The sequence below is a fragment of the Stagnihabitans lacustris genome (genome assembly GCF_025950525.1).
Classification (GTDB): Bacteria; Pseudomonadota; Alphaproteobacteria; order Rhodobacterales; family Rhodobacteraceae; genus Stagnihabitans.
This window is the reverse complement of record NZ_JAPDGS010000002.1, coordinates 393430-405512: the sequence shown is the minus strand read 5'-3', so window position 1 is coordinate 405512 and position 12083 is coordinate 393430. Positions and strand designations below refer to the sequence as shown.

14 protein-coding genes are annotated in these 12083 nt (G+C 64.9%); 11 read left to right on the top strand and 3 right to left on the bottom strand.

Annotation, left to right across the window (positions count from 1 at the left end):
* The first annotated feature begins 63 nt into the window (after nucleotides 1–63).
* Nucleotides 64–1185, top strand: a complete 1122-nt coding sequence (locus NX862_RS06570; RefSeq protein WP_264493084.1) for an ABC transporter permease — start codon at nucleotides 64–66, stop codon at nucleotides 1183–1185.
* A complete protein-coding gene (locus NX862_RS06565; RefSeq protein WP_264493083.1) occupies nucleotides 1185–1952 on the top strand; it encodes an ATP-binding cassette domain-containing protein in 768 nt (255 codons plus the stop codon). The genes NX862_RS06570 and NX862_RS06565 overlap by 1 nt, the downstream gene beginning before the upstream one ends.
* A 66-nt stretch (nucleotides 1953–2018) precedes the next feature.
* On the opposite strand, the gene irrA is transcribed toward NX862_RS06565, so the two are convergent.
* Both irrA and nhaA read right to left on the bottom strand, forming a co-directional pair.
* Complete coding sequence (irrA, locus tag NX862_RS06560; RefSeq protein WP_264493082.1) at nucleotides 2019–2435, bottom strand: iron response transcriptional regulator IrrA; 417 nt, start codon at nucleotides 2433–2435, stop codon at nucleotides 2019–2021.
* Nucleotides 2436–2442: 7 nt separating this feature from the next.
* Nucleotides 2443–3546, bottom strand: a complete 1104-nt coding sequence (gene nhaA / locus NX862_RS06555; protein WP_264493081.1) for a Na+/H+ antiporter NhaA — start codon at nucleotides 3544–3546, stop codon at nucleotides 2443–2445.
* Between the two features lie 177 nt (nucleotides 3547–3723).
* On the opposite strand from nhaA, the gene fabA reads away from it, so the two are divergent.
* From fabA to NX862_RS06520, 7 genes are read left to right on the top strand one after another with little or no spacing between them, the layout of a single operon-like run.
* Nucleotides 3724–4233 (top strand): bifunctional 3-hydroxydecanoyl-ACP dehydratase/trans-2-decenoyl-ACP isomerase, encoded by a 510-nt coding sequence (fabA, locus tag NX862_RS06550; RefSeq protein WP_264493080.1) that lies wholly within the window; start codon nucleotides 3724–3726, stop codon nucleotides 4231–4233.
* Between the two features lie 41 nt (nucleotides 4234–4274).
* Nucleotides 4275–5504 carry a beta-ketoacyl-ACP synthase I gene (gene fabB / locus NX862_RS06545; protein ID WP_264493079.1) on the top strand — a complete coding sequence of 410 codons (1230 nt, stop codon included), beginning with the start codon at nucleotides 4275–4277 and terminating at the stop codon, nucleotides 5502–5504.
* A 55-nt stretch (nucleotides 5505–5559) separates the two neighbouring features.
* On the top strand, nucleotides 5560–6348 hold the full coding sequence (locus tag NX862_RS06540) for an enoyl-ACP reductase FabI (RefSeq protein ID WP_264493078.1): 789 nt from the start codon (nucleotides 5560–5562) through the stop codon (nucleotides 6346–6348).
* 1 nt (nucleotide 6349) lies between these two features.
* Nucleotides 6350–7105, top strand: coding sequence for a hypothetical protein (locus NX862_RS06535; protein ID WP_264493077.1), 756 nt, complete (start codon nucleotides 6350–6352; stop codon nucleotides 7103–7105).
* A 48-nt stretch (nucleotides 7106–7153) separates the two neighbouring features.
* A complete protein-coding gene (locus tag NX862_RS06530) occupies nucleotides 7154–7552 on the top strand; it encodes a VOC family protein (RefSeq protein ID WP_264493076.1) in 399 nt (132 codons plus the stop codon).
* A gap of 57 nt (nucleotides 7553–7609) precedes the next feature.
* On the top strand, nucleotides 7610–8329 hold the full coding sequence (recO, locus tag NX862_RS06525; RefSeq protein WP_264493075.1) for a DNA repair protein RecO: 720 nt from the start codon (nucleotides 7610–7612) through the stop codon (nucleotides 8327–8329).
* A gap of 55 nt (nucleotides 8330–8384) precedes the next feature.
* Nucleotides 8385–9578, top strand: a complete 1194-nt coding sequence (locus NX862_RS06520; RefSeq protein WP_264493074.1) for an MFS transporter — start codon at nucleotides 8385–8387, stop codon at nucleotides 9576–9578.
* A gap of 198 nt (nucleotides 9579–9776) precedes the next feature.
* On the opposite strand, the gene map is transcribed toward NX862_RS06520, so the two are convergent.
* Nucleotides 9777–10601, bottom strand: a complete 825-nt coding sequence (gene map / locus NX862_RS06515) for a type I methionyl aminopeptidase (protein ID WP_264493073.1) — start codon at nucleotides 10599–10601, stop codon at nucleotides 9777–9779.
* 66 nt (nucleotides 10602–10667) lie between these two features.
* Here map and NX862_RS06510 point away from each other — a divergent pair, with 66 nt between their 5' ends.
* Nucleotides 10668–11384, top strand: a complete 717-nt coding sequence (locus NX862_RS06510; RefSeq protein ID WP_264493072.1) for a competence/damage-inducible protein A — start codon at nucleotides 10668–10670, stop codon at nucleotides 11382–11384.
* A complete protein-coding gene (locus tag NX862_RS06505) occupies nucleotides 11381–12082 on the top strand; it encodes a GNAT family N-acetyltransferase (protein ID WP_264493071.1) in 702 nt (233 codons plus the stop codon). Before NX862_RS06510 ends, NX862_RS06505 begins: the two co-directional genes overlap by 4 nt.
* The last annotated feature ends 1 nt before the right edge of the window (nucleotide 12083 follow it).

The following is a 12083-nucleotide window of genomic DNA, read 5'->3' as shown; positions in this document are numbered from 1 at the left end:
GGGTCAAGCTGCCCCCCAACCGCCCGGCGCGCCGCGCCGGGCTTTGTTGCAAAGGGGGGAAAGATGTCGCAACCCACAAGTCAGGCTCATGGGCTTGGCGGCTTGAAATACGACCCGGCAAAGCGGACCCGCGCGCCGGAATGGAACGTGGCCCTGGCCCTGGTCATCATGGTGGTGATCTTCGAGGTCCTGAACCGGTTCAACGGCACCTCGTTCCTGTTCAACATGCGCGACAATGTGGACGCGCTGTTCAACCAGCAGCGCATCGACATCATGCTGTTGCAGGTGGCCATCGTCGGCATCATCTCGCTGGGCGTCACCCAGGTGATCATCGTGGGCGGGATCGACCTGTCCTCGGGCTCGGTCGTGGGGGTCACGGCCATGGTCGCCATGAGCTTTGCGCAAACCGCCCTCGTCAACGGCAACCCCAATCCCAAGGCGGTCTTCGGGCCTGCGCTGATGGACCTGCCGGTGATCATTCCCATCGTCGTGGGCCTGGTGGTCGGGCTTTTTGCCGGTCTGATCAATGGCTTGCTGATCGCCTATACCAAGATTCCGCCCTTTATCGCCACCTTGGGGATGATGGTTGCGGCGCGCGGTGCCTCGCGGTGGTGGTCGAACGGCAACCCGATCTCCTTTCCGACCGAGAGCTATGGCGCCCTGTCCAACGGCGACCTTCTGGGGACGCTGACCTTTGGCCTTTTGTCCTGGCAGGGGCAGAACCCGGCGCTGATCTTCATCGGGCTGGCGGTGCTGTTTCATATCCTGTTGAATCACACGCTTTACGGCAAATGGACCTATGCCATCGGGTCGAACGAGGCCGCGGCGCGGATGTCGGGGATCAATGTCGACCGTCACAAGGTGCTGGTCTATGCGATTGCAGGCCTGCTGGCCGGGGTCTCGGCGGTGCTTTTGACGTCAAAGAACCTGACGGCGCAGGCGGGCATGGGGGTCATGTATGAGCTGGACGCCATCGCCATGGCGGTCATCGGGGGGATTTCGCTGTCCGGGGGCCGGGGGTCGATCCTGGGCACCGTGCTGGGGGCCGCGATCTTTTCGGTGATCATCTCGGGCTTCACCTCGATCCAGCTGGACGCCTATTACCAAGAGATGGTCAAGGGCGTTATCATCGTCGGTGCCGTCGTTCTGGACCAGGCCCGTCAACGCAAGCGCATGAGGGCATGATGAGCGACATTATCCTTGAAACCCGGGGCCTGACCAAGCGTTACGGCGGGGTTCACGCGCTGGAGGATGCCGATTTCATCCTGCGCGCTGGCGAACATGTGGCGGTGGTGGGCGACAACGGCGCGGGGAAATCGACCTTCGTGCGGCAGGTGACGGCGGTGGAACAGAAATCCGCCGGCCAGATCTTTTTCGACGGCCGCGAGGTGAACTTCACCGGCCCATTGGAGGCGCGCGAGGGCGGGATCGAGACGGTGTTTCAGACCCTGGCCTTGGCCGATGACCTGGACGTGCCTTCAAACCTGTTCCTGGGCCGCGAGCTGTTCAAGTTCCGCTTTGGCCCGTTCTCCTGGCTGGACAAAAAGGCGATGCGCGACCGCACGCTAGAGGCGCTGAAGACCACGGCGGTGAAAATCCCCAATGTCGACAACCCGATCCGCAACATGTCGGGCGGTCAGCGGCAGTGCGTGTCGATTGCCCGGACGGCGGCCTTTGCGTCCAAACTGGTGATCATGGATGAACCGACGGCGGCTTTGGGGGTGCAGGAAACCGCTCAGGTGGAGAACATCATCCGCGGCCTGAAGGATCGTGGCATCCCGATGATCCTGATCAGCCACAACTTGCGCCAGGTCTTTGATCTGGTGGACCGGATCGTGGTGTTCCGCCGGGGTCGCATCGTCGCCTCCCTGCGCAAGGACGAGACGGATGGCAACGACGTCGTGGCCTATATCACCGGGATCAAGGGGCCTGCCGACAACGTGGCAGCGTAAGGGGCCCGCTCCCGGTCCCAAACTGACCGGACCGGCGTCGCAAGGCGCCGGTTTTTCAATGTCGCGCTATCGTTTGCGCAGCCGGATCACGACATCGACGCGCGAAATCTCGGTCCCATCGGGGGCGAGCGGCAGGCGCGAGATCTGGATCTGGTCGGCGGGGGCATCGGTCAGCGTGCCGCGGTCTTCCCAATAGAAATGCGGGTGATCATCCATCCGCGTGTCGAAATAGCTGCGCGAGCCATCGACCACGATTTCATTCATCAAGCCCGCGTCGCAAAACGCCCGCAGCGTGTTGTAGACCGTGGCGAGCGAGACTTTCTCTCCCTCGCCCCCCGTCAGGGCGAACAGGCTTTCGGCGGTGACATGGCGGTCCTGCCCGTCGCCGACCAAAAGCCGCGCCAAAGCAATGCGTTGCCGGGTTGGCCGAAGGTCGCCCTTCGCCAGCCAGTCGCTTGCCCGCTGTTCCGGTGTCATCGTCATGATCCCGTTATACTGCGCCCTTGCCCCTTGCGCCAGAGAGGATGCGCAACAAGGTCAAGCCCAGAACCGCCGCCAGTGTCGAGGCGCCCAGAACGCCCGCGCGGACGGCGTTCATCTCTTCTCCGCCGCGAAACGCCAGGCCGCCGATGAACAGCGACATGGTGAAGCCGATCCCCGCCAGCAGGGCCGCCGCCGCAAGATGCCCCCAGCCGACACCGGCCGGCAAGGCCAGCCCAAACCGGGACAACAGGACGGTGACGCCGAAAACGCCGACGAACTTGCCCACCAAAAGCCCCGCCGCCACACCCAGCGCGATGACGCCATCGGCGCCGGTCAGCGACAGGTCGGCCAAGGGCAGTCCGGCATTGGCAAAGGCAAAGATCGGCACGATGGCAAAGGCGACCCAGGGCGAAAGCCGGGTTTGCAGGTCGTGCAGCGGATGGCCTCCGCTGCGGCTGTGGGCGGGCAGGCAAAAGGCCGTGACCACCCCGGCCAAGGTCGCATGAAGCCCCGATTGCAGCACGCAGACCCACAAGACCGCGCCAAGGGCCAGGATCGGCCAAGTCCGGTCCTGACGCAGGCGCATCAGCGTCACCATCCCCGCCAGCGGCACCAAGGCCAGCGCCAGCCATGTGACCTGCAGGTCATGGCCGTAAAAGATCGCAATCACCAGGATCGCGCCCAGGTCATCCAGGATGGCCAGGGTCAGCAGAAAGCTGCGCAACCCCGCAGGCACGCCCGGCACCAGCGCCATGATCCCCAGGGCAAAGGCGATATCGGTCGCCGTCGGAATGGCCCAGCCCTGCACCGGACCGCCAATCCAAAGGTAGATCAGCGCCGGCACCACCATACCCCCCAGCGCCGCCAAACCCGGAAGCGCCACCGCACTTGGCTTGCGCAAGGCGCCGTCCACCATCTCGTGTTTCAGCTCCATGCCGACCGACAGAAAGAAGACCGCCATCAGCCCATCGTTGATCCAATGCAGCACCGACAGGCCGAATTCGGCGTGCAAGGCCGCCTCATAGGCCTGCAGCCCGCCAAGGTTCGCCACGGCCAGCGCCAAAAGCGTGGCGCCAATCAGCGCCATTCCGCCCAAAGCCTCTTTCGTCATCTGCCTCACCATTCTGTCGGCCGGGCGCGGAAAACCCGGCCTCGGTCTTGGCCCCGATAGGCGGGGCATCGCTTTGCGCAAGATAGGCCGGGGCGGCCCCAAAGGCAAAGCCCCCTCGACCCTTGCGCCTGTCCCTCACGCTCTGTTACATGGATTGAAACCTAGAGGGGGGTTCTGATGAGCGTCTATCCGACCAGTTTCGACAAGGAAGCGCTGTTGGCCTGCGCGCGCGGCGAGCTTTTTGGCCCCGGCAATGCGCAGCTTCCCGCGCCGCCCATGCTGATGATGGACCGCATCACGGAAATCTCCGGGGACGGCGGCGAATTCGGCAAGGGCCATGTCGTGGCGGAATTCGACATCACGCCGGACCTGTGGTTCTTTGACTGCCACTTCCCCGGCAATCCGATCATGCCGGGCTGCCTTGGCCTGGACGGGCTGTGGCAGCTGACCGGGTTCAACCTGGGCTGGCGCGGCTGGCTGGGGCGCGGCTATGCGCTTGGCGTGGGCGAGGTCAAACTCACCGGCATGGTCCGTCCCGACCGCAAGATGCTGACCTACCGCGTGAATTTCACCAAGGCGATCACCTCGCGCCGCCTGACCATGGGCGTCGCAAATGGCATCGTCGAGGCGGATGGCGAGGTGATCTATCAGGTCACTGACATGAAAGTCGCCCTCTCTGCGTCCTAAGATCCGCGTCCCCTGATTTGCGTCTCCAGAAAGGATTTCCCATGCGTCGCGTCGTCATCACCGGCCTTGGCATCATCTCGCCCATCGGCAACAGCGTCACCGAGGTCGAGGCCTCGCTTCGGGCGGGCAAATCCGGCATCGTCTTTGCCCCCGATTACGCCGAACATGGCTTTCGCAGCCAGGTGAAAGGCCAGCCGAACATCGTGCTGGAGGACCATATCGACAAGCGCGACCTGCGCTTCATGGGTCCGGGCGCGGCCTATAACTTCCTGGCGATGAAGCAGGCGATCGAGGACGCGGGGCTGGAACCCGGCGATGTGTCGAACCCGCGTTCGGGGCTGATCATGGGGTCCGGCGGGCCTTCGACGTCGAACTTCTTTCAGGCCTTCGATGCGGTGCTGAACAAGGGCGCGCCCAAGAAGATGGGCCCCTATATGGTGACGCGCTGCATGTCGTCGACCAACTCGGCCTGTCTTGCGACGCCGTTCAAGATCAAGGGCGTCAACTATTCGATCACCTCGGCCTGTTCGACCTCGGCGCATTGCATCGGCAATGGGGTCGAGCTGATCCAGATGGGCAAGCAGGACATCGTCTTTGCCGGCGGCGGCGAGGAACTGGATTGGACGCTGTCCTGCCTGTTCGATGCGATGGGCGCCATGTCGTCCAAGTATAACGACACGCCCACCACCGCCTCGCGGACCTATGACGCGACGCGGGATGGCTTTGTCATCGCGGGCGGCGGCGGGGTTGTCGTTTTGGAAGAGCTGTCGCACGCGCTGGCCCGTGGCGCCAAGATTTACGGCGAAGTGACCGGGTATGGCGCGACCTCGGATGGGCATGACATGGTGGCCCCCTCGGGCGAGGGTGGCGAACGTTCGATGCGCCTGGCCGTGGCGACGCTGCCCGAAGGCCGCAAGATCGACTACATCAACAGCCACGGCACCTCGACCCCCGCAGGCGATGTGACCGAGATGGAGGCGATCCGCCGCGTCTTTGGCCGTGGCACGACGCCGCCCACCGCCTCGACCAAGTCGCTGACCGGTCACAGCCTGGGCGCCACCGGGGTGCATGAGGCGATCTATTCGCTGATCATGATGAACAAGTCCTTCATCGCGGCCTCGGCCAATGTCGTGACCCTGGACCCGGCGATTGACCCGTCGGAAATCGTCACCACCCTGCGCGAAGGCGTCGAGCTGGACTCGGTCCTGTCGAACTCTTTCGGTTTCGGCGGCACCAATGCCACCCTGGTGATGAGCAAATATCGGGACTAAGTCCCCCGCCCGGGCGCCCTGCCCGGGCCAATCCCACGAACAAAGGAGCCTCGAAATGGCGGAACTGATGAAGGGCAAGCGCGGCCTTGTCATGGGCGTGGCCAACGAGCGTTCCATCGCCTGGGGCATCGCCAAGGCTTTGGCGGACGAGGGCGCAAGCCTGGCGTTTTCCTATCAGGGCGACGCGTTCGGCAAGCGGGTCGAGCCGCTGGCGGCCTCGGTCGGGTCGGATTTCCTGGTCGATGTCGATGTGACCAATGACGAAAGCCTGACCGCCTGCTTTCAGACGCTGAAGGACCGCTGGGGCACGATCGACTTCCTGGTCCATGCCATCGCCTTTTCCGACAAGAACGAGCTGACGGGGCGGTTCATCAACACGACCAAGGGGAATTTCCTGAATTCCCTGCATATCTCGTGCTTTTCCTTCATCGACGTGTCGCGCCGTGCGGCCGAGCTGATGCCGGATGGCGGGTCGCTGATCACGCTGACCTATGCCGGATCGAACCGCGTGACGCCGAATTACAACGTGATGGGCGTGGCCAAGGCGGCGCTGGAATCGGCGACCCGTTACCTGGCCAATGACCTTGGGCCGCAAAAGGTGCGGGTCAACGCGATCTCTCCGGGCCCGATGAAGACCCTGGCCGGGGCGGCCATCGGCGGCGCCCGCGCCACCTTCCGCCACACCGAGGCCAATGCGCCGATGCGCCAGAACGCCACGCTGGAGGCCATCGGCGGCACCGCCGTCTGGCTGTGCAGCGACTACGGCAACTGCACCAGCGGCGAGATCGTCCATGTGGACTGCGGCTATCACGTCCTGGGGATGCCGCAGGCGGAGAATATCTGACATGGCGCCGGTCCCGCCCATTCAGCGGGTCCTGGCCTTCATGATCGACAAGATGGCAGCCTGGGCACTGCTTGGGCTGATCATCGCCGTGACCGGCCTTGACACCACGAACGACAGCCTGACGGACCCGACCAGCGCCTTTGCGGCAAGCTTCGACGCCACTTTGGACAGCACGGAGTTTCGGCCCATGATCCGGCTTGGGACCACGACCTGCGGCGCGGCTGTGCCGGACACCGTCAAAGCCATCGGCGCCTTGGTCCCGGAGGCCAAGATTTCGGCAGTGACCTCTTGCATGGATCGCATCTCCGGCGTGGCCACCGGGGGGCGCATCGACTTCACCATGACGCATGGCGATGGGACGCAAGAGCCGGGCGCTTTGGACATTTCGGTCAACGGCCTGGTTTTCCGCCACATCGACGCCTTTGCTCTGCTTTGCCTGCTGGGCCTGTCGAGCCTGTGCCTGGCCGTGTTTCACACGACCCCCGGCAAAGCCCTGTGCGGGATCAAGGTCAGCGGCAAGGCCTGGGCCATGCCCCTGCGCGAGGTGATACGGCTAAGCCCTTTCCTCGTCTCTGTCCTCTGGGGCTCCAAGCTTCGCCTCAGCTTGACCGAAGTCGGCATCGAGACAAGTTGGGGCCTGATCGCTATCGCCATCAGCGCGGCGCTCGTCGTTGGGCTCTGGGTCGTTCCTGTGGCAAAGGATCACCCACTCATGCCCTGGGACCGCATCGCGGGCACCTCCACGGTCCGGCGTTGACTTCTGGGCAGGCCGCTCATAGTTTGACATCAAACAAAGGAGCCCGCCATGCCCCGGATGATCTTTATCACCCTGCCCGTCACCGACCTGCCCCGCGCCCGGGCGTTTTACGAGGCTCTGGGCTTCACCATCAACCCGAAGTTCTCTGGCCCAAGTTCGGCCTGTGTCGTGGTCTCGGACGCGATCTATTTTATGCTGTCGACCCATGAGCAGTTCCGCGAATTCTCGCCCAAGCCGCTGATCCTGCCCTCCGAAGGCGCCACCTGCCTCTTCGCCCTGTCCTGCGACAGCCGCGCCGAGGTTGATGCCATGACCGAGGCCGCCATCGGCGCCGGGGGGCGCGCGCTGCACGACGCCGAGGACCTGGGCTTCATATATTCCCGCGCCTTCGAGGACCCCGACGGCAACGGCTTTGGCCCCTTGTGGATGGACCCCGCCGCGGCTTGACCCAACCTTGGGCGCGCGGGCTTTCCCCTGCGGCGCGAACAGGGCATGATTTGCCGCATGGACTGGCAAGACGACGGCATCCTTCTGACCACCCGCCCGCATGGCGAATCCTCGGCCATCGTCGAGGTGCTGACCGCGATGCATGGCCGCCACATGGGCGTCGTGCGCGGCGGGGGGTCGCGCAAGATGGCGGGCGTGCTGATCCCCGGCACGCAACTGGCGGTCCGCTGGCGCGCGCGGCTTGAAGATCACATGGGCGCCTTTACGGTGGAACCGAAACGCTCCCGCGCGGTGATCCTGGAGGATAGGGGGCGGCTGGCTGCGCTCAGCTCTGCCGTGTCCCTGCTTCACATTTCTCTACCGGAACGCGATCCGCACCCGGGGCTTTACACCCTGTCGCTTGGCCTTTTCGATCAATTGGCCGAAGGGGAGGAGTGGTTGACCCATTACATCCACTGGGAAATGCAGCTGCTGGAGCAGATGGGCTATGGGCTGGACCTGACGGCCTGCGCGGTGACGGGCAGGCGCGACGATTTGGCCTATGTCTCGCCGCGGACGGGACGGGCGGTCAGTGCGGCGGCGGCGGGCGATTGGGCGCCGCGGCTTTTGCCCCTGCCGCGGATGCTGAGGCCCGGCGCGAATGGCGCGGTCGACCCCGATGCCGCGCTTGAACTGACGCGGCATTTCCTGGCCCGCGCCCATGCGGATGCCCCCCTGCCCGATGCGCGGGCGCGGCTGCAAGCCTGGGTGACACGTCACAATTCTGTCGCGGATTGATCGGCCCCGTCGCGGCCAAGCCAGAGCAGCCCCCCGCGCGGGCGCACAAAGCGGCATGTCCCTTGCGCGTCCCCTCTGGCATTTCGCCGCCCTCGCCGGCCTTGAAGCCTCGGTCCGCGGCATCCTGATTTCCGTGATGCCCCTGGTGGTGCGTGAGGCCATGGGATCAACGGTCGGCGCGTCAGAGGCCTATTTCCTGGTGGGGCTGGTGTCGCTGTCCTGGGGGCTGATGGTGCCCGCGGTGACGCGTTTCATCCCAAGGGGTTACACCTATTCGGTCGGCTGCACGCTTTACATGCTGGCCACCGTGCTGGCCTATGCCGGAACGCCTTGGGCGGTGACGCTTGCGCTGGCGGCGAATTCCATGGCGACGGCCACGACCTTTGTCTGTTTCAACGCCTATGTGCTGGACAATGTGGACCGCAAGGACCTGGGCCGCGTCCAAAGCCTGCAGATGCTGGTGGCGGCGACGCCCTGGACGGTGGGACCCATGGCGGGGGTCTGGCTGCATGGGCTGTGGCCGCCGCTGCCCTTCCTGTTGGCGGGCGGCTTTGCGATGGGACAGCTGGTGGTGTTTCAGCTGCTGCGGCTGGGCCATGGGCGCCAGATCGCCCGGGCCGAGGCGCGGGGCGTCAATCCGCTGGCCTATCTGGCGCAGTTCGCAGCCCAACCACGCCTGATCGCGGGGTGGAGCTTTGCGGTGATCCGCTCGACCGGCTGGTGGGTCTATGTCGTCTACTTGCCCTATTTCTGCATTGAACAGGGGTTGGGGGACCATGTCGGCGGGGTGGCCTTGTCGATTTCCAACGCGATGCTGGTGTTTTCGCCCTTGATCCTGAAACTGGCGCGCAAGGCCTCGGTGCGGATCTCGGTACGCCGCGCCTTTGCGATCTGCGGGACGCTGTTCCTGTTGGCGGCCCTGATCTCACCCTGGCCCTGGGGCACGGTGGGGGCGCTGATGGCGGCCTCGGTGCTGTTGGTGACGCTGGATGTGGTGGGCGGCCTGCCCTTCCTGATGTCGGTCAAACCCTCGCAACGGACCGAGATGTCCGCGATCTATGCCAGCTTTCGCGATGTCTCATCGGTGGTGACGCCAGGCATGGCTTGGGCCGTGCTGCTTGTGGCGCCGACCGCCGGCATCTTTGCCGCCGCGGGCGCGCTGATGGGCGGCGCCTTTCTGGTGGCGGGCCGCCTGCACCCGCGGCTTGGCACCGCCCGCCCGTCGCGCGGCGGAGAACTCACCGAATAGCGCGGCTGCGCCGCAAGTCTTTCATCTCGCCTCTGGCCTGCGGCCAACCGGCTCGGACGATGCCTCCGGCGGGAGTATTTATCCCAGTATGAAAGGAAAGAGCCTTCTTCCCACTTTCATACTGGCTCAAATATCTCTCGGGGGGGCCGAAGGCGGGGGGCAGACAGCCCCCCTCGACACATCCACCCGCAAGCCGGATCAGAACTGGAAGTATTTCCCACCGGGCGAGAGGGTGAATATCTCGCAGCCCGTGGCCGTCACGCCGACCGAGTGTTCATATTGCGCCGACAAGCTTTTGTCGCGGGTGATCGCGGTCCAGTCATCAGCCAGAACCTTGGTCTCGGGGCGGCCAAGGTTCACCATGGGCTCGATGGTAAAGATCATGCCTTCTTCCAGCACCGGGCCCGTGCCCGGGCGGCCATAGTGCAGGACATTCGGCGGAGCGTGGAAGACCAAGCCCAAACCATGGCCGCAGAAGTCACGGACCACCGACATGCGGTTGGCCTCGACGAAAGACTGGATCGCATGGCCGATGTCGCCAAAGGTGTTGCCCGGCTTGACCGCCGCGATGCCGCGCATCAGGGCCTCATGCGTCACCTTGATCAGACGCTCGGCAAAGGGTTTGGGCGTGCCTGCCGCATACATGCGGGAGTTATCCCCGAACCAGCCATCGACGATCACCGTCACGTCGATATTCAGGATATCCTGTTCCACCAGCACGTCACTCGACCGCCCCGGGATCTTGGCCCCCGGGATGCCATGGCACACCACATGGTTGACCGAAATGCAGGACGCATGTTGATAGCCGCGATAGCCCACGGTGGCCGAAACCACCCCGTGACGCGCGATTTCGGCCAGGATGAAATCCTCGATCTGCCCCGTCGTGGCGCCCGGTTTCACCAGGGGTTCGACATCGTCCAGGATCTGCGCCGCGATACGACCCGCCTCGCGCATGCCCGCGAAATCCGCGTCCTCATAGATGCGGATGCCGTCCTTGGTGATGCGGCCGCGGGTATCGTCCATCGGGTTGCCCTTTTTGTTCGCGACCTAGATAAGGGATCGGGCAGGGTTTTGCCAGAGGGGGACGCGATGACCAATCAAACCGCAGCCATGGTGGTGATCGGAGATGAGATCCTTTCAGGCCGCACCCGCGACAGCAACATGCATTACCTGGCGGGTCGCCTGACCGAACACGGGCTTTCGTTGTGCGAAGTCCGTGTCGTGGCCGATGATCACGCCGCCATCGTGGCGGCGGTCCGGGCGGTTCGGGGCTATGATCAGGTGTTCACCAGCGGCGGCATCGGGCCGACCCATGACGACATCACCGCCGATGCCGTGGCCGATGCCTGCGGCGTAGCCATCACCCACCGCGCCGATGCCATGGCGCTGCTGGGCGCGCATTACGCCGCCCGGGGGCTGGAGTTCAACGCGGCGCGTCAACGCATGGCCCGCATCCCCGACACCGCCACGCTGATCGACAATCCGATCTCGATTGCCCCCGGCTTTACGCTTGGCAATGTGCATGTGATGGCCGGGGTGCCCAAGATCTTTGAGGCCATGGTGGAAGGCGTGCTGTCCACCCTGTCCAAGGGCGTTCCCCTGCTCTCGCGCAGCCTGCGGGTGGAAAAGGGCGAGGGAGAGATCGCCTCCGCTTTTGCCGCCTTCAACGCGGACTGGGCCGATCTGCAGATGGGCTCCTATCCCTTTACGCAGGACGGCAAATACGGCACCAACTTGGTGATCCGCGGCCATGACGCCGCGCGGCTGGATGCGGCGCTGGAGGCTCTGGCGCAGGTGATGGCATGAGTTACCGCGCCACGCTGGAGGCCACCTGGCTGCCCGCCGAAACGCGGGCTCTGGGCTGCTTCACCCTGCGCAGGGGCGCGGGGGGCGGCAAGCGCGTTTCGGCCGCCAGTCTGGAGTGCGACTGGACGGGTCAGGACCTCGCCCCGGTTCAACAGGCCATGCGCGCCTGGGATCAGCCGGCGCTTTTCGTCCTTTGGCCCGGTCAGCAGGCCTTTGACGCGGAGCTTTCCCGCCGCGGATATCGGCTGATCGACCCGGTCGTGGGCTATGCCGCCGCGGTCAGCGCCTTTGACGCCCCGCCACGCATGACCACCTTTCCGCATTGGCCGCCAATGGAAATCGCCCGCGAGCTGTGGGCCGAGGCGGGAACGGATGCGGCCCGCCTGCAGGTGATGGAGCGCGCGGCGGGGCCGAAGTCCGTCATCCTTGCGCGCAGCGACGACAAGCCCGCCGGGATCGCCTTTGTGGCGCTGCATGGCCCCCATGCGATGATCCATGCCGTCGAGGTCCGCCCACAGGCGCGCCGCCGCGGGGTGGGCCGTCACCTGATGCAGGCCGCCGCCGGTTTTGCGGCAGAAAACGGCGCGGAAACGCTGTCGCTGGCCGTGACCGAGGGGAATTCCGCCGCCCGTGCGCTCTATTCTTCCCTGGGGATGCGGGTTGTGGAACACTATCACTACCGTATCCAAGAGCCGTGAT